Source organism: Zoogloea sp. GW822-FHT05C07 (genome assembly GCF_058800215.1).
Genome location: NZ_CM179510.1, coordinates 4,200,302 through 4,221,597 on the forward strand (window position 1 = coordinate 4,200,302; position 21,296 = coordinate 4,221,597).

The following is a 21,296-nucleotide window of genomic DNA, read 5'->3' on the forward strand; positions in this document are numbered from 1 at the left end:
ACGTTTTGATGTCGTGACGATAGAATCGAAAACTTTAGCCTGGTGCCTAAGGTGCGGAAAAAGCTCGTAGTCGGCAACTGGAAGATGAACGGTAGCCTTGTCCGGAATGATGTTCTGCTGTCCGCCCTGAAAGAAGAGGGGAGGCAGGATGCGGCGGTCGAGGTCGTCGTGTGTCCGCCGTATCCCTATCTGGGGCAAGTTGGGCAAGCCTTGGCGGGTTCCTGGGTAGCGCTGGGGGCGCAAAATATCAGCTCGTTCAGCGCGGGAGCCTATACCGGTGAGGTGAGCGCCTCCATGCTGGTTGATCTCGGGTGTACCTGGGTGGTCGTGGGGCACTCGGAGCGTCGATCCTTGTTCGGGGAGGTTGATGAGGTTGTGGCCGTCAAGGTCAGGGCTGCGCTGGAGGCGGGTCTGAATCCCATCGTGTGCGTTGGGGAAACCCTTCAGCAGCGTGAGGACGGCAAGGCCGAAGCGGTAGTTGGTGAGCAGATTGATAGCGTGGTTTCGGCCCTCGGGTTGGAGAGTGCGGCAAAGCTGACCGTGGCCTATGAGCCCGTCTGGGCGATTGGAACGGGGCGGGTTGCGTCCCCTGAGCAGGCTCAGGCAATGCATGGCTTCATTCGTGCTCGCCTTGAGTCGGCTGGGGTCGCGGCGGGTGGTGTGCGCATCCTTTATGGTGGCAGTGTTACCGCGGAGAATGCGTCTTCGTTGTTCGTGCAGCCAGATATTGATGGGGCGCTCGTCGGTGGTGCGTCTCTCGTCGCTTCGGGTTTTTCGGGAATTTGTCGTGCGGCGTCTTTGGTTGCTGCATAGGTTTTCTTGTTGGAGATTTTGATGAGCGGTGTGGTGTTTTCGGTTGTACTCGTTGTGCATGTGCTGGCCGGTCTCGGTGTGATCGGTCTGGTGCTTATGCAGCATGGCAAGGGGGCTGACATGGGGGCGGCATTTGGGAGCGGCGCCTCGGGCAGTCTCTTTGGGTCGTCCGGTTCGGCCAATTTCCTGAGTCGTGCGACTGCGGTTCTTGCTGCCGTCTTCTTTGTTACGAGCTTGAGCCTGAGCTATCTCTCCGGGCAGAAGGCTCCGGCGGCTAAGAGCATCATGGATGGCGTTGCTCCCGCGGCCGCTCCTGCGGCGCCTGCTGCGGGTGAAAGCCAGGACTCCAAGTCCAAGGACATTCCCCGATAAATCAAAGTAATGCTTGGCGCCAAGGGGTGATTACCCTTATAATTTCGGGCGTCAAACAAACAGGCCGACGTGGTGAAATTGGTAGACACGCTATCTTGAGGGGGTAGTGGCGAAAGCCGTATGAGTTCGAGTCTCATCGTCGGCACCATGGATTAAGCTAGTCGCCCGCACATGCGGGCGTTTGCTTGCAGGCGGTGCTAATTTCTGCTTGCGGTTGGGAGGGGTCAGGTATGTTGGAAGGGTATTTTCCAGTTCTTGTTTTCATCCTGTTTGCGGCTGTCTTTGGTTTAATTCCCATTGTCGCAGGTCGGGTCCTCGGTCCCAGTAAGCCTGACGCGGAAAAGCTCTCTCCCTTTGAGTGCGGCTTTGAGCCATTTGAAGATGCGCGTATCAAGTTCGATGTGCGTTACTATCTTCTGGCTATTCTTTTCATTCTGTTCGATCTCGAGATCGCATTTCTTTTTCCGTGGGCGACCATTCTGCGGGAAATTGCGGCCAGTGAAAGCATCCGGCTTTTTGGCTTCTTCGAGATGGTCGTCTTCCTGGGTATCCTGCTTCTCGGCTATGTCTATGTCTGGAAGAAGGGTGCTCTCGACTGGGAATAAATTGTCCAGTTGCCTTGGGCGGTGAAATGTTGCTTGAAGGGTGTCTATGAGTATCGAAGGTGTCTTCAAGGAAGGGTTTGTAACCACTTCGCTTGATACGGTAATCAACTGGACTCGCACGGGTTCTCTGTGGCCGATGACCTTCGGTCTCGCTTGCTGTGCGGTGGAGATGATTCACGCCGGATGTTCCCGGTATGACCTGGACCGTTTCGGGGTGGTGTTTCGTCCCAGTCCGCGTCAGTCGGATCTGATGATTGTTGCAGGCACCCTGTGCAACAAGATGGCGCCGGCCCTGCGCAAGGTCTATGACCAGATGTCCGAGCCGCGCTGGGTGATTTCCATGGGTTCGTGCGCGAACGGTGGTGGCTATTACCACTACTCGTACTCGGTGGTCCGTGGTTGTGATCGCATTGTTCCGGTCGATGTCTATGTGCCCGGGTGTCCTCCTACCGCGGAAGCGCTGCTTTATGGGATTGTTCAATTACAGAACAAGATCAAGCGCGACTGCACGATTGCTCGCTGATTGCTGAACATCATGAGTGAGAAACTTGAGCGCCTCAGCCAGTCGCTGGCAGACAGATTTGGTGAGCAGCTGAAAGAGGTCATCGTTGCCCATGATGAGGTGACGGTGGTTGTGGCAGCTGCCGATTATTTCAACATTGCCCAGGCGCTTCGGGATGAGCCCGGATTTCGCTTTGAGCAGCTGGTTGATCTGACCGGGCTGGACTATTCCTCCTATTCCGGTTCCGGTGTCGAGGCTTCTGCGCGTTTTGCTGTATCGGTTCACCTCCTTTCCGTCAGCAAGAATCAGCGTCTCCGTCTACGCACTTTTGCCGACGATGACTCCTTCCCGGTTCTTTCGTCGCTGGTCGAGTTGTGGCCGAGCGCGAACTGGTTCGAGCGGGAAGCATTCGACCTGTTCGGTATTACCTTCGCAGGTCATCCGGATTTGCGCCGCATTCTCACCGATTACGGTTTTGTCGGTTATCCCTTCCGCAAGGATTTCCCCGTTACGGGCTATGTGGAAATGCGCTACGACCAGGAACTCGGCCGGGTAATCTATCAGCCGGTGACGATCGAGCCGCGGGAAAATACGCCACGTATCGTGCGTGACGAGAATTATGGGAACGTCGGAAATGGCTGAGATCCGCAATTACACAATCAACTTCGGCCCTCAGCACCCGTCCGCGCACGGTGTGCTCCGCCTGGTTCTTGAGCTCGATGGTGAAGTTGTCGAGCGTGCTGATCCCCACATTGGCCTGCTGCACCGGGGTACCGAGAAGCTCGCCGAGACGCGCACCTGGGTTCAGTCCGTTCCTTATATGGACCGTCTCGACTACGTGTCGATGATGTGTAATGAGCACGCGTACTGCATGGCGATCGAGCGTCTGCTCGGGCTTGACGTACCGCTTCGTGCTCAATACATCCGTGTGATGTTCGATGAGATCACCCGGATCCTGAATCACCTGCTTGCGGTAGGTACGCACGCTCTGGATATCGGCGCCATGACGATGGTGCTGTATACCTTCCGTGAGCGTGAGGATCTGATGGATGCTTACGAAGCCGTTTCTGGCGCTCGCATGCATGCGGCCTATTACCGGCCGGGTGGCGTTTATCGCGACCTGCCCGATCGCATGCCGCAATACGAAGTCTCCAAGTGGAAGAGCGCGAAGACCGTTGCTGAGCTGAACGAGAATCGGCAGGGCTCCTTGCTCGACTTTCTGGAAGACTTCACCAGCCGCTTCCCGAAGTATGTCGATGAATACGAGACGCTGCTGACTGATAACCGTATCTGGAAGCAACGTACGGTCGGCATCGGCGTCGTGTCTCCGGAAAAGGCACTGGCGCTGGGTTTCTCCGGCGTGATGCTGCGTGGCTCCGGCATCGAGTGGGACATTCGCAAGAAGCAGCCCTACGACGTTTACGATCAGATGGATTTCGATATCCCTGTGGGCGTGGAAGGCGACTGTTACGATCGCTACCTGTGCCGCATCGAAGAAATGCGTCAGTCGAACCGCATCGTGAAGCAATGTATCGACTGGCTGCGCAAGAATCCTGGTCCGGTGATTTCGGGTAACCACAAGGTGGCCCCGCCGTCCAGGGAGCGCATGAAGGGCAGCATGGAGGAATTGATTCATCACTTCAAGCTGTTCACGGAAGGCATGCATGTCCCGGCAGGTGAGGTGTATGCACCTATCGAGCACCCCAAGGGTGAGTTCGGTGTCTATGCGGTGTCCGACGGCGCGAACAAGCCATATCGCCTCAAGCTCCGTTCGCCGGGTTTTGCCCACCTTTCGGCAATGGATGAAATGTCCCGCGGGCACATGATTGCTGACGTGGTGGCGATCATCGGCACCATGGACATCGTGTTTGGTGACGTGGACCGCTGATCGGTCCTGCCTGGAACACGTAGTCGCCAAAGTCATATCGTAATTCTGCTGACAGTAGACACATAAAATGCTGAGTCCGGAATCCCTGAAGAAAATTGATCGAGAGATCGCTAAGTATCCTCCTGATCAAAAGCAGTCCGCTTCCATGTCAGCGCTCAGAATTGCGCAGGAAGAAAAAGGCTGGCTGTCCAGCGAGACCATCGAGTTCGTCGCCAAGTATCTCGAGATGCCGGCGATCGCTGCGTATGAGGTTGCCAGCTTCTACAACATGTATGACTTGTCGCCCGTTGGAGCACGCAAGATTACCGTGTGCACCAACCTGCCTTGCGCGCTTTCCGGTGGCGTGCATGCGGCCGACTACATCAAGAAGCGTCTCGGCATCGACTTCAACGAGACCACGCCCGACGGCAAGTTCACCCTCAAGGAGGGTGAGTGCATGGGGGCTTGCGGTGACGCGCCCGTCCTGCTGGTGAACAATCACCACATGTGCAGCTGGATGACGGAAGAGAAAATCGATCAATTGCTCGAAGATCTGAAAAAATGAGTTCTCAAGGAATTATTCTTTCCGGTCTCGACGGTGACCGTACTTGGCGCCTGGCCGATTACATCAAGCGCGGCGGTTATGAGGCGCTTAAGAAGATCATTGCCGAGAAGATTTCCGCAGATGACGTCATCGCTGAAGTCAAGAAGTCGTCCCTGCGCGGCCGGGGCGGTGCGGGCTTCCCGACGGGCCTGAAGTGGAGCTTCATGCCGCGGGCCTTCCCTGGCGCGAAGTATCTGGCCTGTAATTCCGACGAAGGGGAGCCCGGTACTTTCAAGGACCGCGACATCCTTCGCTACAATCCGCATTCCGTGATCGAAGGCATGATCATCGCCGGTTATGCAATGGGTTGTGAGAGAGGCTACAACTACATTCACGGTGAGATCTTCGAGGTCTATAGCCGTTTCGAGGAAGCGCTGCAGGAGGCGCGTGAGGCGGGCCTCCTGGGCAAGAACATCCTGGGTTCGGATTTCAGTTTCGACCTGTTTGCCCACCACGGCTACGGCGCCTACATCTGCGGTGAAGAGACCGCCTTGCTTGAGTCGATCGAGGGCAAGAAGGGGCAGCCGCGCTTCAAGCCGCCTTTCCCGGCGAGCTTCGGTCTTTACGGCAAGCCGACCACGATCAACAACACCGAAACCTTCGCATCCATTCCCTACATCATCCGTGAGGGGGGCGACGCCTTCTTGGCGCTCGGCAAGCCGAACAATGGCGGCACGAAGCTCTTCTCGGTGTCCGGCCATGTGAACAAGCCCGGCAACTACGAGATCCCGCTGGGTACGCCTTTCGCCGATCTGCTGGAGATGGCGGGTGGGGTTCGCGGCGGTCGCAAGCTCAAGGCGGTCATTCCTGGTGGCTCGTCGGCTCCGGTGCTGCCGGCATCCGTCATGATGGATTGCACGATGGACTACGACTCGATTTCCAAGGGGGGATCGATGCTTGGCTCAGGTGCGGTGATCGTGATGGACGAGAGCACTTGCATGGTCAAGGCGCTCGAGCGACTGTCCTACTTCTATTTTGAAGAGTCCTGCGGCCAATGCACGCCGTGCCGGGAAGGTACGGGCTGGCTGTACCGGGTCGTTCATCGAATCGAGAACGGGCTCGGCCGTCCGGATGATTTGGATCTTCTGAACAGCGTCACGGCGAACATCATGGGCCGGACGATCTGTGCTCTGGGCGATGCTGCCTCGATGCCGGTGCAGAGTTTCATTAAGCACTTCGGCGACGAGTTCGCATTCCATATCGAACATAAGAAATGCCTTGTCCCGCAGGACGTACAGCGCGAAGGCAGCAAGATTTACGTGGCGTAGGCTCGACATGCTAGAAATCGAAATTGACGGAAAGCAGTTGCAGGTTCCTGACGGTAGCACCGTCATGGAGGCTGCCTCCCAGGTCGGCGCCTATGTGCCGCATTTCTGCTACCACAAAAAGCTCTCCATCGCGGCCAACTGCCGCATGTGCCTTGTGCAGGTGGAGAAGGCCCCGAAGCCGTTGCCCGCATGCGCAACGCCGGTGACCAACGGAATGAAGGTCTGGACCCATTCCGAGCAGGCGGTCAAGGCGCAGAAGGGTGTGATGGAGTTCCTGCTGATCAATCACCCGTTGGATTGCCCGATTTGCGACCAGGGCGGCGAGTGTCAGCTGCAGGATCTTTCCGTCGGTTACGGTGGCGTGCAGTCCCGTTACGAGGAAGAGAAGCGCGTGGTCGGCAACAAGGACCTCGGTCCGCTGGTGTCGACGGACATGACCCGGTGCATCAACTGCACCCGTTGTGTTCGCTTCACGACCGAGATCGCGGGTCTCATGGAGCTTGGTCAGGTTTTCCGTGGCGAGCATGCCGAAATCATGCCGTTCGTGGAAAAGACCATAGATTCAGAGCTGTCGGGCAACATCATCGATCTGTGTCCGGTCGGCGCGCTGACCTCCAAGCCTTTCCGCTTCGGTGCTCGCGCCTGGGAAATGTCCCGCCGGAAATCCGTGAGCCCTCACGACTCCCTCGGCAGCAACCTGGTCGTGCAGGTCAAGAATGATGTCGTGAAGCGCGTTCTGCCGCTGGAGAACGAGGCACTCAACGAGTGCTGGCTGAGCGACAAGGATCGCTTCTCCTACGAGGCGCTGAATGGTGAAGAGCGTCTGACCCGGCCGCAGATCAAGCAGGGCGGTAAGTGGATCGAGGCGGACTGGCAGTCGGCACTCGAATACGTTGCCAACGGCCTCAAGTCCGTCCGCAGCGAGCATGGTGCCGAGGCTATCGGCGCGCTTGTCTCTCCGCACAGCACCCTCGAGGAAATGCATCTTCTCCAGGCCCTCGTGCGTGGGCTGGGTTCCGACAACATCGATTTCCGTCTGCGTCAGACCGATTTTTCGGCTGACACGCGTCGCACCGGCGCGCCCTGGCTCGGTTTGAATGTGGCGGAGATCGGCAGTCTCGATCGCCTGTTCATTGTCGGCAGCTTCTTCCGCAAGGATCATCCGCTCGTCGCCCAACGCGTGCGTCAGGCCGTCAAGCGTGGCCTGAAGGTCAGCGTGCTGAACCCGGTCATCGACGACTGGCAGTTCAAGGTCGAGAACAAGATCCAGGTCAAGCCGTCGGCGGTTGCCGGTGCGCTGGTCGGCGTGGCAAAGGCCCTCGCGCAGAAGACCGGTCAGGATCTGGCTGAGGTCTTCGCATCTGCCGCTGCCGCGGTTGAGGTCGATGCTGCTGCCTTGTCCGTGGCCAACAGCCTCGCGTCCGGCAAGCAAGTAGCCGTCTGGATCGGCAACTACGCGCAACAGCATGCAGACGCTGCCAGCATTGAAGCAATTGCCCAGGAAATCGCCCGTCTCAGCAAGGGGCGCTTCGGTATTCTCGGCGAGGCTGCCAACTCTGTCGGTGGCTATTTGGTCGGCAGCCTGCCCGCCAAGGGCGGCAAGAACGCTGCGGAGATGCTGAGGGCGCCGCTGAAGGCATACGTGTTGTTCGGTATCGATGCCGAACTGGATACCCAGGCCGGTCAGGCCGCGGTCGACACGCTGGGCAAGGCCGACACAGTCATCGCCTTGTCGGCTTTCAAGTCGGAGAGCGCGCTGGCCTACGCCGACGTTCTGCTGCCGATCGCGCCTTTCACCGAAACGGCCGGTGTCTTCGTGAATACCGAAGGGCGTGCTCAGGCCTTCTACCCGGTGGTGAAGGCTGCCGGCGAGGTGCGCCCGGGCTGGAAAGTGCTGCGTGTCCTCGGGGAACTGCTGGGCCTCGATGGCTTCGGTTTCGACAAGGTCGAGGACGTACGTCAGATCATTCTCGGGCCTGCGCAGGAAGTCGATCGCGCCCGTCTGAACAACGCGCTGGCCGTTGATTCCTTTGCGCTCGGCGCTGCCGCGCAGGGTGTGGAACGCGTTGCGGACATTCCGATTTATGCCGCAGATCCCATCGCACGGCGTTCCGCGCCGCTGCAGAAGACCCGGGACGGCCAGGCACCGGCGCTGCGCGCGAGTGCATCCACGGTCGCCAAGCTGGGCCTGGAGGCAGGCGGCACGGCGAAGGTGAAGTCCGCAGCTGGCACCGTGACCGTTCCGGTCGTGGTGGATGATGGCGTCGTCGAAGGAAGCATTTGTCTTGCTGGTGCACACGCAGACACTTCGGCGCTGGGTGGCCTGCATGGCGAAGTTAGCGTGGAGCGTGTGTGATGGAAGCCATCATCGAACCCGTAGCGACTCTTTTTGGTGGTGCGTGGCCCTTGGTGTGGTCGCTGCTGAAGATCATTGGCATCATCGCACCGCTGTTCCTTTGTGTTGCCTATCTGACGCTGGCCGAGCGCAAGGTCATCGGTTACATGCAGGTCCGCATCGGTCCCAACCGCGTGGGGCCGCGCGGCTTGCTACAGCCGATCGCCGACGGCGTGAAGCTTCTGCTGAAGGAAATCATCGTTCCTTCCGGCGCCAACAAAGGCCTGTTCATCGTTGGGCCGGTTCTGGCTCTCGGCCCTGCGCTGGCCGCCTGGGCGGTGGTGCCCTTCAGTGATGGCTGGGTTATCGGGAACGTCGATGCCGGCCTGCTGTTCCTGCTGGCTGTGACCTCCATCGAAGTCTACGGCGTGATCATCGCTGGCTGGGCATCCAACTCGAAGTACGCGTTCCTCGGTGGAGTTCGCGCCGCGGCCCAGATGGTTTCCTACGAAATCGCGATGGGCTTCGCGCTGGTTTGCGTATTGATGATTTCCTCCAGTCTCAACCTGTCAGACATTGTGATGAGCCAGGGCAAGGGGCATGGGGCCGATCTGGGCCTGGGCTTCCTGAGCTGGAACTGGTTGCCCCTCTTCCCGATGTTCATCGTGTATCTGATCTCCGGTATCGCAGAAACCAATCGCGCACCATTCGACGTTGTCGAAGGCGAATCGGAAATCGTGGCAGGTCACATGGTCGAGTACTCTGGGATGGCCTTCGCGCTGTTCTTCCTCGGCGAATACGCCAACATGATCCTCGTTTCCGCGCTGACCTCCATCCTGTTCCTGGGGGGGTGGCTGTCGCCGGTGAGTTTCCTTCCGGATGGCTTCATCTGGCTGGCTCTCAAGATCGCGTTCATTCTGTTCTTGTTTCTTTGGTTCCGCGCAACGTTCCCGCGCTTCCGCTATGACCACATCATGCGGCTGGGTTGGAAGGTCTTCATTCCGCTGACCCTCTTCTGGGTTGTAGTGGTTGCAGTGTGGATCATGTCGCCGTTGTCGTTGTGGAAGTAAGGGGATCGATATGGGTTCTATGAAGAATTACGTAGGGAGCCTGTTCCTTAAGGAGTTGCTTAAGGGCTTGGCACTGACCGGACGTCATCTCTTTGCCAGGAAGATCACGGTCCAGTTTCCCGACGAGAAGACGCCCCAGAGCTCCCGTTTCCGCGGCTTGCATGCGTTGCGTCGTTACCCCAATGGGGAAGAGCGTTGCATCGCCTGCAAACTGTGCGAGGCAATCTGTCCGGCGATGGCCATCACGATCGAGTCCGAGCAGCGCGACGACGGTTCCCGTCGTACCAGTCGCTACGACATCGACCTGACCAAGTGCATCTTCTGCGGTTTCTGCGAGGAAGCATGTCCGGTGGATGCCATCGTTGAAACCCGTGTTTTTGAATATCACGGCGAAAAGCGGGGTGATCTGTATTACACCAAGCAGATGCTTCTCGCGGTTGGGGATCGGTACGAGGCGCAAATCGCCAAGGATCGAGAGATCGATTCTAAGTACCGGTAAAGACGCGGAAGCGGATACGGACACACACATCGGAATACGCAGATGGATTTTCAGTCGGTAGTCTTTTACTTCTTCTCGACGGTCATGGTGCTCGCCTCGCTGCGAGTCATCACGGCACGTAACCCGGTGCACGCCGCCTTGTTCCTGGTGCTGGCATTCTTCAGCGCCGGCGGAATCTGGATGTTGCTGCACGCTGAGTTCTTGGCCATCGCGCTGGTGATGGTTTACGTCGGGGCAGTGATGGTGCTGTTCCTGTTCGTCGTGATGATGCTCGACATCAATCTCGAACGGATTCGGCAAGGCTTCTGGAGCTATCTGCCCGTCGGCGCGCTGATCGGTGTGCTGATGGTGATCGAGATGGTCATGGTGCTGGGCGGCCGCTACTTCGGTCTCGATGCGATGCCCAAGCCCGCCGAGGTGGAGCAGGGTTACAGCAACACCAAGGAACTCGGCCGTCTCCTCTATACCGAGTACGTTTATCCGTTCGAACTGGCATCGATCGTGCTGCTGGTTGCGATGGTGGCTGCCGTGGCACTGACGCTGCGCAAGCGCAAGAACGTGAAGATCATCGATCCCGCGGTGCAGGTTGCTGTCAAGCGTGATGATCGTGTGCGCATCGTTTCGATGCGTGCAGAAAAAGAATAATTTCTGCTGGCGATCGTCAGGGGGGCCTAGTAATGCTTTCGTTGTCTCACTATCTGATATTGGGTGCCATTCTTTTCGCGATAAGCGTGGTGGGCATCTTCTTGAATCGTAAGAACCTGATCGTGCTGCTGATGGCGATCGAGTTGATGTTGTTGGCCGTTAATTTGAACTTCGTCGCCTTCTCGCATTATCTCGGGGACGCTTCAGGCCAGATTTTTGTGTTCTTCATCTTGACTGTGGCGGCCGCGGAGTCGGCCATTGGTCTGGCAATTTTGGTTGCGTTGTTCCGCAACCTGCGGACCATCCACGTTGATGACCTGGATAGCCTCAAGGGATAAGGAAGCGTTCGAATGACTGGGATGCAAAAGCTATATCTGCTGGTTCCGCTTGCGCCGCTCTTCGGCGCGATCATGGCGGGGCTATTCGGGAAGATCATCGGCAGGCGAGGGGCTCATACCGTCACCATCGCAGGCGTCGCGGCTGCGTTCGCGTTGTCGGTGATCATCTTCCAGGACGTCCAGGCGGGGAATACCTTCAATGGAACCCTGTACCACTGGGCTTCCAGTGGTGGTCTCGATCTTGAAGTCGGCTTCATGATCGATTCCCTGACTACGATGATGATGCTGGTGGTGACCTTCGTGTCGCTGATGGTGCACATCTACACCATTGGCTACATGTCTGAGGATCCTGGTTATCAGCGTTTCTTCAGCTACATCTCGCTGTTCACGTTCTCGATGTTGATGCTGGTCATGTCGAACAACTTCCTGCAGTTGTTCTTCGGTTGGGAGGCGGTGGGCCTGGTGTCCTACCTGCTGATCGGCTTCTGGTATACGCGTCCGACCGCGATCTTCGCAAACCTGAAGGCTTTTCTGGTCAACCGTGTCGGTGACTTCGGTTTTCTGCTGGGCATCGGTCTGATCGCGGCTTTCGCCGGCACCCTGAATTACACGGAAGTGTTCGCGAAGGCGGGTGAGCTCGCCGGCATGACGATTCCGGAAACCGGCTGGCCTCTGATCACCGCCATCTGTATCGGTCTGTTCATCGGCGCCATGGGCAAGTCGGCGCAGGTTCCACTGCACGTCTGGCTGCCGGATTCGATGGAAGGCCCGACGCCGATCTCCGCACTGATCCACGCAGCGACGATGGTGACCGCGGGTATCTTCATGGTTGCCCGCATGTCCCCGCTGTTTGAACTGTCCGAGACGGCCCTGTCCTTCGTGCTGATCATCGGTGCCACCACGGCTCTGTTCATGGGTTTCCTGGGCATCGTGCAGCACGACATCAAGCGTGTGGTTGCCTATTCGACCCTGTCGCAGCTGGGCTACATGACCGTCGCGCTGGGCGTGTCGGCGTACTCCGCCGCCGTGTTCCACCTGATGACCCACGCCTTCTTCAAGGCCCTGCTGTTCCTTGGTGCCGGTTCCGTGATCATCGGTATGCACCATGATCAGGACATGCGCAACATGGGCGGCCTGTGGAAGTACATGCCGGTTACGTGGATCACGTCGCTGTTGGGCTCTCTGGCGCTGATCGGTTTCCCGTTCTTCTCCGGTTTCTATTCCAAGGACACGATCATCGAAGCAGTGCAGCTCTCTGAGCTGTACGGCTCGGGCTATGCCTACTTCTGCGTGATCGCCGGCGTCTTCGTTACCGCCTTCTACTCGTTCCGCATGTATTTCCTGGTCTTTCACGGCGAGGAGCGCTTCGGCAAGGCTCACCACGAAGAAGCCGCCCACGGCCATGACGCCCATGCCGACGAGCACGCTCATGACGAGCATGGTCACGATGACGATCATCACGACGAGCACCATCACGGTCTGGCTCCGGGCCAGAAGCCGCACGAGTCCCCGTGGGTGGTCACTGTTCCGCTGGTGATGCTGGCCATCCCGTCGGTGCTGATCGGTTACCTGTCGATCGACAAGATGCTCTTCGGCGACTTCTTCAAGGGTGTCATCCATTTCGCCGAGCACCACCACGCCATGGCTGAACTTGGCGAGGAGTTCCACGGTTCGGCTGCAATGGCGCTGCATGGCTTCACGTCGCTGCCGTTCATCCTGGCGATGAGTGGCGTTGCACTCGCCGGCCTGCTGTATCTGGTCGTTCCGTCGGTGCCGCCGGTGATCGCCCGCGTCTTCAGCCCGATCCACCGCCTGCTGGAAAACAAGTACTACTTCGACAAGATCAATGAAGCGGTTTTTGCCGCGGGTGCCCGACTGGTTGGCCGCCTGCTGTGGAAGGTCGGCGACCAGACCATCATCGACGGTATCGCGGTGAATGGTACCGCCAAGGCCGTGGGGCTGATCGCCCAGCTGTCGCGCCTCTTCCAGAGTGGCCACATCTATCAGTATGCGTTTTCGATGATTATTGGTGTTTTCCTGCTGCTGGCCTTCTGGGTCAATCGGGGCTGATTCGCTCGATAGAAAACGGCTTGAGAGCACTTCACATAATTTAGGACTTTTGCGCCCCTTAGGGGGCGCATAGAACGGAAAGTAGAGATGACGGGTATTCCATTCCTCAGCCTTGCGATTTGGGTTCCGATCGTTGGTGGCCTATTAGCGCTCGCTTCGGGGTCGGACCGTAATGCGTCGGTCGCGAGATTTGTTGCGCTGTTTTTCGCGCTAGCGGGTCTGGCCGTCAGCATACCGCTCTACACGGGCTTCGATGTCACCACGAGTGCCATGCAGTTTGTGGAAGCCTATCCGTGGATTCCGCGCTTCAACATCAACTATGTGCTCGGTGTTGATGGCATTTCGGTGCTTTTCGTTCTTCTCAACAGCTTCATCACCGTGATCGTGGTGGTAGCGGGTTGGGAGGTGATTCAGGAGAAAGTCGCCCAGTACATGGCGGCCTTCCTGATCATGTCCGGCCTGATCAACGGCATTTTCTCGGCACTCGACGGCGTGCTGTTCTACGTCTTCTTCGAAGCGTCGCTGATTCCGCTGTTCATCATCATCGGTGTGTGGGGCGGCCCGAACCGTGTTTATGCGGCCATCAAGTTCTTCCTCTACACGCTGGCCGGCTCGCTACTGATGCTGATTGCGCTGCTCTACCTGTTCATGGAGTCCGGTGGCAGCTTCAACATCCTTGACTGGCACCAGCTCAAGCTCGGCATGGACGTGCAGAGCCTGATCTTCCTGGCCTTCCTGGTGTCCTTCGCGGTCAAGGTGCCGATGTTCCCGGTGCACACCTGGCTGCCCGACGCTCACGTGGAGGCACCGACTGGCGGTTCCATCGTGCTGGCTGCTATCGGCCTGAAGCTGGGTGCTTACGGTTTCCTGCGGTTTTCCCTGCCGATCGCGCCGGATGCAAGCCATGCATTCGCTCCGATGATCATCACGCTGTCCCTCATCGCGGTGATCTACATTGGCTTCGTCGCCTTGGTGCAGACGGACATGAAGAAGCTGGTGGCTTATTCGTCCATCTCCCACATGGGTTTCGCAACGCTGGGTTTCTTCATCTTCAATCCGCTGGGTATTGAAGGTGCGCTGGTCCAGATGATTTCCCACGGCTTCGTGTCGGGTGCCATGTTTGCGTCCATCGGCGTGCTGTATGACCGTATGCACTCCCGGCAGATCTCCGACTACGGCGGTGTGGTGAACGTGATGCCCAAGTTTGCAGCGCTGTTCATGCTGTTTGCGATGGCCAACTCCGGTCTGCCCGCCACCTCCGGCTTCGTCGGCGAGTTCATGGTTGCGCTGGGTGCGGTGAAATTCAATTTCTGGATCGGTTTCGCAGCTGCCACGACGCTGATCCTGGGTGCTGCCTACACGCTATGGATGTACAAGCGTGTGGTATTCGGTGCAGTGGCCAACCATCACGTGGCCGAACTGACCGACATCAACAATCGCGAGTTCGTTTTCCTTGCGATCCTTGCCGTGTGTGTTCTGGCCATGGGTATCTATCCCTTCCCGGTAACGGAAGTCATGCACGCGTCGGTCAATGAACTGCTCAAGCATGTTGCGGTGAGCAAGCTTTGAGCCTGTAACGGATACGAAACCAGCGGAATGTGGCCTTAAGATGAACTTTGTAATCCCTGATTTTTACCCGGCAGCGGCTGAGTTATTCGTCGTTGCAATGTCGTTCGTGATCCTCCTCGCGGGGACGTTCTCGAAGCAGCCGCGCAACGTGGCTTACGCGTTGAGCCAGTTCACGCTGATCGGTGCGGCGGCAATCACGCTGTTCACGATGGACGGGCAGGTGAGCTTCACGTTCAGCAACATGTACGTGGATGATCTGATGGGCGATTTCCTCAAGCTCGTCGTTTACTTCGCGGTGGCTATCGCGCTGCTCTATTCGCGCAGCTACATGAACGACCGCAAGATCGAGACCACCGAGTACTACGTGCTGGCGATCTTTGCGACGCTGGGCATGATGGTGATGATCACCGCCAACCATTTCCTTACCATCTACCTGGGTCTGGAGCTGCTGTCCCTGGCCCTCTACGCGATGGTTGCGCTGCTGCGTGATTCCGCTCGCGCAACCGAAGCGGCCATGAAGTATTTCGTGCTGGGTGCGCTGGCTTCCGGTCTGCTGCTGTATGGCATCTCGATGCTGTATGGCGCTGCCGGCACGCTGGAAATCTCGGGCGTGGCCCAAGCCATCTACCAGCAGGCTGGCAACAAGACCGTGCTGCTGTTCGGTCTGGTGTTTGTCGTCGCCGGTCTGGCTTTCAAGCTCGGCGTGGTTCCGTTTCACATGTGGATTCCGGACGTCTATCAAGGCGCTCCGACGTCCATCACGCTCTTCATCGCCTCCGCCCCCAAGCTCGCCGCCTTTGCGATGGCCATGCGTCTGCTGGTCAATGGCCTGTTCGAGTTTGCCGAGCAATGGCAGTCCATGCTGATGGTGCTGGCGGTTCTGTCGATCGTGCTGGGCAACCTGGCTGCAATCGCCCAGTCGAACCTCAAGCGCATGCTGGGTTACTCCGGTATCTCCCACATGGGTTTCATGCTGCTGGGCCTGGTATCCGGCGTGGTCGGCGGTGATCGTCATTTCGCGCTCAATGCTTACAGCTCCGCGATGTTCTACGTCGTGTCCTATGTGCTGATGAGCTTGGCGTCGTTCGGCGTGCTGCTGCTGCTGTCGCGTGCCGGTTTCGAGGCCGAGGCGCTGGACGATTTCAAGGGCCTGAACAAGCGTAATTCCTGGTTTGCCGGCGTGATGGCCATGGTGATGTTCTCCATGGCAGGTATCCCGTTCTTCGTCGGTTTCTTTGCGAAGTTCTCCGTCCTGCAGGCCGTCGTGGCGGCTGGTTATATCTGGGTCGCGATCCTGGCTGTGGTGATGTCGCTGATCGGTGCGTTCTATTACCTGCGCGTCGTGAAGATCATGTTCTTCGATGAGCCGCTGGATGCAACGCCTATTTCCGCTCCGGCTGACATGCGCGCGCTGCTGTCCCTGAACGGTATCGCCATCGCAGCGCTGGGCCTGGCGCCGCAGGCATTGATGTCGCTGTGTGCCTATTCGTTGCTGGGCTCGCTCTAAGCGCGTTCAGGGCATAGGTAATCACATCACTGGAAAGGCAGGCGGCAAGTGAAGCACTTTGGAGAGTTCGTCCTGTTGTTTGCGCTGGCGAACCTGCCTTTTCTCAGTGAGCGGCTGTTCTTCGTAATTCGTCTGACGAAGAAGAAGACCGTGTTTTTGCGGCTGCTGGAGCTTGTGGCCTATTACTTTCTGGCGGGAGCATTTCTCGGCGCCAGAGAGGTGGCGGAAAACGGTTCCCGTTATGCCCAGAATTGGGAGTTCTTCGCGATCACGATGTGCCTGTTTGCTGTCTTTGCATACCCGGGGTTTGTCTATCGCCATCTGTGGTCGCGCGAGTTGAAGTCCTAGAGGCGCGTGGCGTGTTCCATCGGGTATCGGATACAGGTGTATGCGGCTGGATGAAGTAATCATATGAAACTGTGGGCCTCGGTCCACAGTTTTGCTTTTGGGGACGGGGACGGGGCATGTTTGTATGTCCTGGAGCGATCATCTAGCATTCAGTCCGTTGTCGTTTTGCTTGTTGCAGTTGGATCGGATCGAGTTTCAAAAATGAAATTTTCGGGGCCTCTCATCGAAAGGGAGACGAGGGGAGTGCTTGTGGTCGGGCCGAAGTTCGGCGAAATCATTTCAGTCATCGCACATGATTCAAAAAATCGAAAATTTCGTTATTGTTGGGCGCACTAGTGATGGCAGGACTTTTCGTCCTAGTGATTGGGCGGATCGTTTGTGCGGGATAATGTCCGTATTCGGAGCGGACAATCGCATGACTTATTCGCCCTATGTCAGGCCCGCGTGTAATTTGAGGGGAGACAAGACGGTGTTGGTGGACGCGAAAATCCACGATATCGAGCCGCTGGCGTACAACTTTTTGCGCAATTTTGCGAAGGACAACGATCTGCAGGTGGAGTCGTTGCCGGATGACCATTTCGGTTGAAGGTGTCAGGCAGAACTGCCGGTCAGTCGGCAGTCGAATCGGAGTCGTCAAATGAAAATGGGCCACGCAATTGCGCGGCCCATTTTCGTTGGGGATGCGCTCTGCTCAGACCAGGGTCTCGACGACGCGGGGATGGTCGAGGAAGGCCTGGGGACTTGCGCTGGCGCCGTAGGCGCCCGACTGGAAGACCACGACGAGATTGCCGGGCTTCGCATCGGGAAGGAGCATCCGGTCGGCCAGAAGGTCGAGCGGCGTGCATAGCGGGCCGACGACGGACATGTTCTGGCTGGCAGGTTCGTCCATGCGGTCGCCAATGGCGACGGGATAGTTTTTGCGGATGACCTGGCCAAAGTTCCCGGAGGCAGACAGGTGATGATGCAGGCCGCCGTCAGCCACCAGGAAGGTATGTCCGCGGGAGTCTTTCCGGTCTACGACCTTGCAGACGTAGACACCAGCTTCGCCGACCAGATAGCGTCCCAGTTCGATGACGATCTCGGCGCCAGGTAGCTTCTCCGCCGCTTCCTCCTCGATGGCCTTGAGATTGGCGCCGATGGCGGTGAGGTCCAATCGTTGTTCGCCAGGGAAATACGGGATGCCGAAGCCGCCGCCGAGGTTCAGGAACTTGACCGGTGCCGGAGCGGCCTCGGCGAGCCGGAGGGCCAGATCGAAGCACTTGCGCTGGGCTTCAACGATGGCGTCGGGGCGCAGGTTCTGGGAGCCCGCAAAGAGGTGGAAGCCTTCGAACGCAAGGCCGGCGCGACCGATGTCGGCGAGCAGGTCGGGCACGCGTTCGGCGTCGACGCCGAACTGCTTGGGACCGCCCCCCATCTTCATGCCGGAACTCTTCAATTCGAAGTCGGGATTCACACGCACCGCCACGCGCACCGGCCAGCCGCTCTCCTGGCGAATGGCGGCCAGTTCCGTCACTTCCCGGAAGGATTCCACGTTGATCAGGATGCCCGCGGCGACCGCCTGGCGCAGTTCTTCGTGACGCTTGCCCGGCCCTGCAAAGCTGATGTCGCGGGGATTGGTGCCGCTGTCGAGGGCGATGTTGAGTTCGCGTCCCGAGGCTACGTCGATGCCGTCCACAAGACGGGCCATGTGATCGACAACGGCGGGCATCGGATTGGCCTTCATCGCGAAATGAATCTTGATGCCGGCCGGCAAGGCGGCCCGCAATTCGGCGACGCGGTCGGTCAGCAGTTTGCGGTCGTAGGCGTAGAACGGGGTTTGTCCGACACGCTCGGCCAAGCGGCGGATTGGAATGCCGCCGATCAGCAGCTCGCCATCGGCGGACTGGAATTGGTCCATGGCGACATGGACCGGCTTGTCGCGGCTTGCATCACTCATTGCTGTACCTTGTGGGCCGTTTCGTATTCGGTGGAAAGTGCCTTGCGGTCGATCTTGCCATTGGGATTGCGTGGCAGCGGACCTTCGCGCGCCTCGATTGCGGCGGGAACCATGTAGGCGGGCATGCGCTGCTTGCACTCGCTGAGCAAGGCCGCCGTGTCGAGCGGCACGCCATCCTTGCCGGTGGCGATGACACAGATGGAATGGCCAAGGCTAGGATGGGGAACGCCGAAGGCCACGCATTCGCCGACCAACTGGGTGCTGTACAGGATCTCTTCGACCTCGGTGGGACTGACTCGATAGCCGGAGGTCTTCATCATTTCATCGCGGCGTCCGATGAAGTAAAGATAGCCTTCTTCGTCACGGCGCACGGTGTCGCCCGAGAACACCGCGATTTCAGGCAGGACGAAGCCCGACTGGCGGCCGGGAGCCGTATTGGGAAGGGGCTTGAAGCGTTCGGCGGTCTTGTCCTGATCATTCCAGTAGCCCATGGCGACCAGCGCACCACGCTGCACCAGTTCGCCCGGCTCGTTGGGGCTGCACTCCGAACCGTCTTCCCGTAGCACCATCACCTCTGTGTTGGGAATCGCCTTGCCGATCGAGTCCGGCCGGATGTCGGCCTGCTCGGGGGGTAGGTAGGTTGCGCGGAAGGCTTCGGTCAGGCCGTACATCAGGAAAGGCTTGGTCCTGGGCAACTGGCTGCGCAGCAGCTTGAGCGTCTCGAGCGGCATTCGCCCGCCAGTGTTGGCAAAGTAGCGCAGATGGTCGGTGACTTCCGCCGGCCACTTCAGCTGGGCGAGCTGGATGTACAGCGGCGGCACGGCGGTCAGGCCAGTGACCTTCTCCCTGACTACGGCCTTGAGCACGTCCTGCGGCAGCAGGTAGTTCAGCAGCACGACTTTCGCGCCGCTGTGGAAGGCGGTGGTGAGCTGGCTGAAGCCGGCATCGAAGGACAGGGGGAGGGCGGCGAGCAGGGTGTCGTCCGGGGTGTTGCCGAGATAGCTGGCTACGCTCTTGGCCCCGGCCACCATGTTGCGGTGGGACAGCACAACGCCCTTCGGTCGCCCGGTGCTGCCGGACGTATAAAGGATGGACAGCAGGTCGGTATCGATGATCCGGTGTCCCGGCCGCGCGGGGGCGGAGAGAAGCGCGTCCCACTGCACGATATTGACGCCCGGCAGGACAGGCGCGGTAGCTGCTTGGGTGGTCAGCACCACGTGGCGCAGATCATGACAGTGCGCCAGGGTGTCCATGAGCAGCGGCAGACGCTCGGCCGACGTCACCAGCAGGCGGGCGTTGCAGTCTCGCAGGATATGCATGACCTGCTCGCCCTTGAGGATCGGATTGACCGGCACGAAGGCGCAGCCGGCGCGCGCCGTGCCGAAGCTCGCAATGACGGTCTCGGGCTGCTTGTCGAGAAAGATGCCGACCCGCTCGCCGCGTTCCAGGCCGAGGTCCATCAGGCCGGCGGCAAAGGCGGCGACGGCCGTGTCGAGGTCGCCGTAGGAGAGCGTCAGGTTCCGGGTGCCCAGCGCGGCCGCGTCCGGGTTGCGCCCGGCGGAGGCGCTGATGAGTTCATGGAGTAGCGTCGTGGTCATCTTCGCGGGGGGCTCCATTTGGGATGCCTGTGGCAGGTGAAGGCGGAGAAGGAGATCGGCCGGCGCGGGCGAAGGGGCGCTGGCGCCGGTTAGTGGCTTATGGCGTCCAGCAGGCGCGCCAGTTCGTCCGTGCGCGAGCGCCGCGAGCAGGTGTCGGCCCGTTCGCGGCGGATGCCGCTGAGCTGCCCCGAGCGCCATTGGGCGATGAAATCGCGCAGGGTTGTGCGAATCGAGTCGGCGTCGGCGATGTCGGCAATATGGGCGCAGCCGAGATCGCGCAGGAGATGGGCGGTGTTGCCGGCGAAGTCCGTCAGGCCCAGGATGGGCTGCCCGGCGCGGGCGTATTCGTACAGCTTGGCCGGCACCTGGTGATTGCAGATGGACGCCTGCATCAACAGCAGGCCGTCGGCGCGCAGCATTTCCTGCAGCGCCGAGCGGTAGGCAATGGTGGGCTCGATGCTGACGATGTCGTCGATGCCGTAGTCGGCGATCATCTGCTGGTAGAGGTCGTCGGTGCCGGTCGCCCGCAACAGGACCTTCAGCGTTGCGGCGCTGATCTCGCCGGCCTGCTTGAGGTTCTGCAGAGCCGTGAACAAGGGGCGGGGATCCCGCTCTTGCGGATACAGGATGCCGCTGTGCACCAGCACCAGCTGCCCGTCCGCGCCGAGCCGGCTGCGGTCAAGACCGCTTTCCGCATCCTTGAAGTTCTCTTCGTCGAACCCGTTCTCGATGACGGCCCAGCGGGACGCTGGAATCTCCGGGTAGCGCTCGGCGTACATCTCAAGGGTGCCCTGGGTGGTGAAGATGGCCTTCGTGCAATGGGTGACGAGGGCCTTTTCCAGGCGGCGGTGCACTTTCCAGGTGATCGGGTCGCGCGGGTAGTCAGGTTCGGTCATCGCATCCCGGAAATCGGCGACGAAGGGCAGGCCGGTCAGGCGGTGCAGCGTCAGGCCGATCCAGTGGGAGGTGGCGATTGGGTAGGTCGCCATGATGGCTTTCGGACGGTGCTTGCGGATCATGCGCAGGCCCTGCAGCACGCCCATCGGCCACCAGCTGGCCCAGCGGTCGGGCTGGGCCATCCAGCGCAGGTAGCGTCCCTTGATCGACAGGTGGCGCTGGGTATCCAGTCCGAAGGCGCGCTCGACGAGCATGCCGGGGGGGATTTCCTTCATCTGGTCGTCGCTGACCATTTCGTAGGCGCGCGGCGAAATCGTCAGGATCATCGGCTCCCAGCCATGATCCCGGAGATAGGCGGAAAACTTCAGCGTACGTTGAATGCCACTGCTGACCCGCACCGGCGGGTAGTGGAAAGCGATCATCAGGATGCGCTTGTCGGTCATGGGGGCGCGT

General features: G+C 59.3%; 21 protein-coding genes and 1 tRNA gene. 19 read left to right on the forward strand and 3 right to left on the reverse strand.

Going from position 1 to position 21,296, the window contains the following annotated elements:
• Nucleotides 1-84: 84 nt before the first annotated feature.
• From tpiA to AC3QL2_RS19455, 19 genes are all read left to right on the forward strand, one after another.
• Nucleotides 85-813 carry a triose-phosphate isomerase gene (gene tpiA, locus AC3QL2_RS19365; RefSeq protein ID WP_493240285.1) on the forward strand — a complete coding sequence of 243 codons (729 nt, stop codon included), beginning with the start codon at nucleotides 85-87 and terminating at the stop codon, nucleotides 811-813.
• Between the two features lie 21 nt (nucleotides 814-834).
• Nucleotides 835-1,185 carry a preprotein translocase subunit SecG gene (gene secG / locus AC3QL2_RS19370; RefSeq protein WP_493233081.1) on the forward strand — a complete coding sequence of 117 codons (351 nt, stop codon included), beginning with the start codon at nucleotides 835-837 and terminating at the stop codon, nucleotides 1,183-1,185.
• A gap of 63 nt (nucleotides 1,186-1,248) precedes the next feature.
• Nucleotides 1,249-1,333: transfer RNA gene (locus AC3QL2_RS19375), tRNA-Leu, on the forward strand.
• 82 nt (nucleotides 1,334-1,415) lie between these two features.
• The gene (ndhC, locus tag AC3QL2_RS19380) at nucleotides 1,416-1,790 is read left to right on the forward strand and encodes an NADH-quinone oxidoreductase subunit A (protein ID WP_493233080.1); all 375 of its coding nucleotides are present in this window, start codon (nucleotides 1,416-1,418) and stop codon (nucleotides 1,788-1,790) included.
• A 46-nt stretch (nucleotides 1,791-1,836) separates the two neighbouring features.
• Entirely contained in the window at nucleotides 1,837-2,313 is a 477-nt protein-coding gene (locus tag AC3QL2_RS19385) for a NuoB/complex I 20 kDa subunit family protein (RefSeq protein WP_079433620.1), read from the forward strand.
• Nucleotides 2,314-2,325: 12 nt separating this feature from the next.
• Nucleotides 2,326-2,934 carry an NADH-quinone oxidoreductase subunit C gene (locus AC3QL2_RS19390; protein ID WP_493233079.1) on the forward strand — a complete coding sequence of 203 codons (609 nt, stop codon included), beginning with the start codon at nucleotides 2,326-2,328 and terminating at the stop codon, nucleotides 2,932-2,934.
• On the forward strand, nucleotides 2,927-4,180 hold the full coding sequence (locus AC3QL2_RS19395; RefSeq protein WP_493233078.1) for an NADH-quinone oxidoreductase subunit D: 1,254 nt from the start codon (nucleotides 2,927-2,929) through the stop codon (nucleotides 4,178-4,180). Before AC3QL2_RS19390 ends, AC3QL2_RS19395 begins: the two co-directional genes overlap by 8 nt.
• Nucleotides 4,181-4,247: 67 nt before the next feature.
• Nucleotides 4,248-4,724: an NADH-quinone oxidoreductase subunit NuoE gene (gene nuoE, locus AC3QL2_RS19400; RefSeq protein WP_493233077.1), complete on the forward strand. Its 477-nt coding sequence runs from the start codon at nucleotides 4,248-4,250 to the stop codon at nucleotides 4,722-4,724.
• Nucleotides 4,721-6,031, forward strand: coding sequence for an NADH-quinone oxidoreductase subunit NuoF (nuoF, locus tag AC3QL2_RS19405; protein WP_493233076.1), 1,311 nt, complete (start codon nucleotides 4,721-4,723; stop codon nucleotides 6,029-6,031). Before nuoE ends, nuoF begins: the two co-directional genes overlap by 4 nt.
• 7 nt (nucleotides 6,032-6,038) lie before the next feature.
• The gene (nuoG, locus tag AC3QL2_RS19410; RefSeq protein WP_493233075.1) at nucleotides 6,039-8,387 is read left to right on the forward strand and encodes an NADH-quinone oxidoreductase subunit NuoG; all 2,349 of its coding nucleotides are present in this window, start codon (nucleotides 6,039-6,041) and stop codon (nucleotides 8,385-8,387) included.
• Entirely contained in the window at nucleotides 8,387-9,436 is a 1,050-nt protein-coding gene (gene nuoH, locus AC3QL2_RS19415; RefSeq protein WP_493233074.1) for an NADH-quinone oxidoreductase subunit NuoH, read from the forward strand. The genes nuoG and nuoH overlap by 1 nt, the downstream gene beginning before the upstream one ends.
• Nucleotides 9,437-9,446: 10 nt before the next feature.
• Nucleotides 9,447-9,935 carry an NADH-quinone oxidoreductase subunit NuoI gene (gene nuoI / locus AC3QL2_RS19420; RefSeq protein WP_481114891.1) on the forward strand — a complete coding sequence of 163 codons (489 nt, stop codon included), beginning with the start codon at nucleotides 9,447-9,449 and terminating at the stop codon, nucleotides 9,933-9,935.
• 42 nt (nucleotides 9,936-9,977) lie between these two features.
• Entirely contained in the window at nucleotides 9,978-10,580 is a 603-nt protein-coding gene (locus AC3QL2_RS19425; RefSeq protein ID WP_481114890.1) for an NADH-quinone oxidoreductase subunit J, read from the forward strand.
• A 32-nt stretch (nucleotides 10,581-10,612) separates the two neighbouring features.
• Nucleotides 10,613-10,918, forward strand: coding sequence for an NADH-quinone oxidoreductase subunit NuoK (gene nuoK, locus AC3QL2_RS19430; protein WP_481114889.1), 306 nt, complete (start codon nucleotides 10,613-10,615; stop codon nucleotides 10,916-10,918).
• A 12-nt stretch (nucleotides 10,919-10,930) separates the two neighbouring features.
• Entirely contained in the window at nucleotides 10,931-12,988 is a 2,058-nt protein-coding gene (gene nuoL / locus AC3QL2_RS19435) for an NADH-quinone oxidoreductase subunit L (RefSeq protein ID WP_493233073.1), read from the forward strand.
• 87 nt (nucleotides 12,989-13,075) lie between these two features.
• The gene (locus tag AC3QL2_RS19440; RefSeq protein WP_493233072.1) at nucleotides 13,076-14,557 is read left to right on the forward strand and encodes an NADH-quinone oxidoreductase subunit M; all 1,482 of its coding nucleotides are present in this window, start codon (nucleotides 13,076-13,078) and stop codon (nucleotides 14,555-14,557) included.
• A 40-nt stretch (nucleotides 14,558-14,597) separates the two neighbouring features.
• Nucleotides 14,598-16,064, forward strand: a complete 1,467-nt coding sequence (gene nuoN / locus AC3QL2_RS19445) for an NADH-quinone oxidoreductase subunit NuoN (protein WP_493233071.1) — start codon at nucleotides 14,598-14,600, stop codon at nucleotides 16,062-16,064.
• Nucleotides 16,065-16,112: 48 nt separating this feature from the next.
• On the forward strand, nucleotides 16,113-16,412 hold the full coding sequence (locus AC3QL2_RS19450) for a DUF2818 family protein (RefSeq protein WP_493233070.1): 300 nt from the start codon (nucleotides 16,113-16,115) through the stop codon (nucleotides 16,410-16,412).
• A gap of 292 nt (nucleotides 16,413-16,704) precedes the next feature.
• Nucleotides 16,705-16,998, forward strand: coding sequence for a DUF3579 domain-containing protein (locus AC3QL2_RS19455; protein WP_493233069.1), 294 nt, complete (start codon nucleotides 16,705-16,707; stop codon nucleotides 16,996-16,998).
• A 105-nt stretch (nucleotides 16,999-17,103) separates the two neighbouring features.
• On the opposite strand, the gene AC3QL2_RS19460 is transcribed toward AC3QL2_RS19455, so the two are convergent.
• The 3 genes from AC3QL2_RS19460 to AC3QL2_RS19470 form a co-directional block, all read right to left on the reverse strand.
• Nucleotides 17,104-18,348 carry a pyridoxal-dependent decarboxylase, exosortase A system-associated gene (locus AC3QL2_RS19460; protein WP_493233068.1) on the reverse strand — a complete coding sequence of 415 codons (1,245 nt, stop codon included), beginning with the start codon at nucleotides 18,346-18,348 and terminating at the stop codon, nucleotides 17,104-17,106.
• Entirely contained in the window at nucleotides 18,345-19,964 is a 1,620-nt protein-coding gene (locus AC3QL2_RS19465) for an acyl-CoA ligase (AMP-forming), exosortase A system-associated (protein WP_493233067.1), read from the reverse strand. Before AC3QL2_RS19465 ends, AC3QL2_RS19460 begins: the two co-directional genes overlap by 4 nt.
• 71 nt (nucleotides 19,965-20,035) lie before the next feature.
• A complete protein-coding gene (locus AC3QL2_RS19470) occupies nucleotides 20,036-21,286 on the reverse strand; it encodes a glycosyltransferase (RefSeq protein ID WP_493233066.1) in 1,251 nt (416 codons plus the stop codon).
• Nucleotides 21,287-21,296 lie beyond the last annotated feature (10 nt).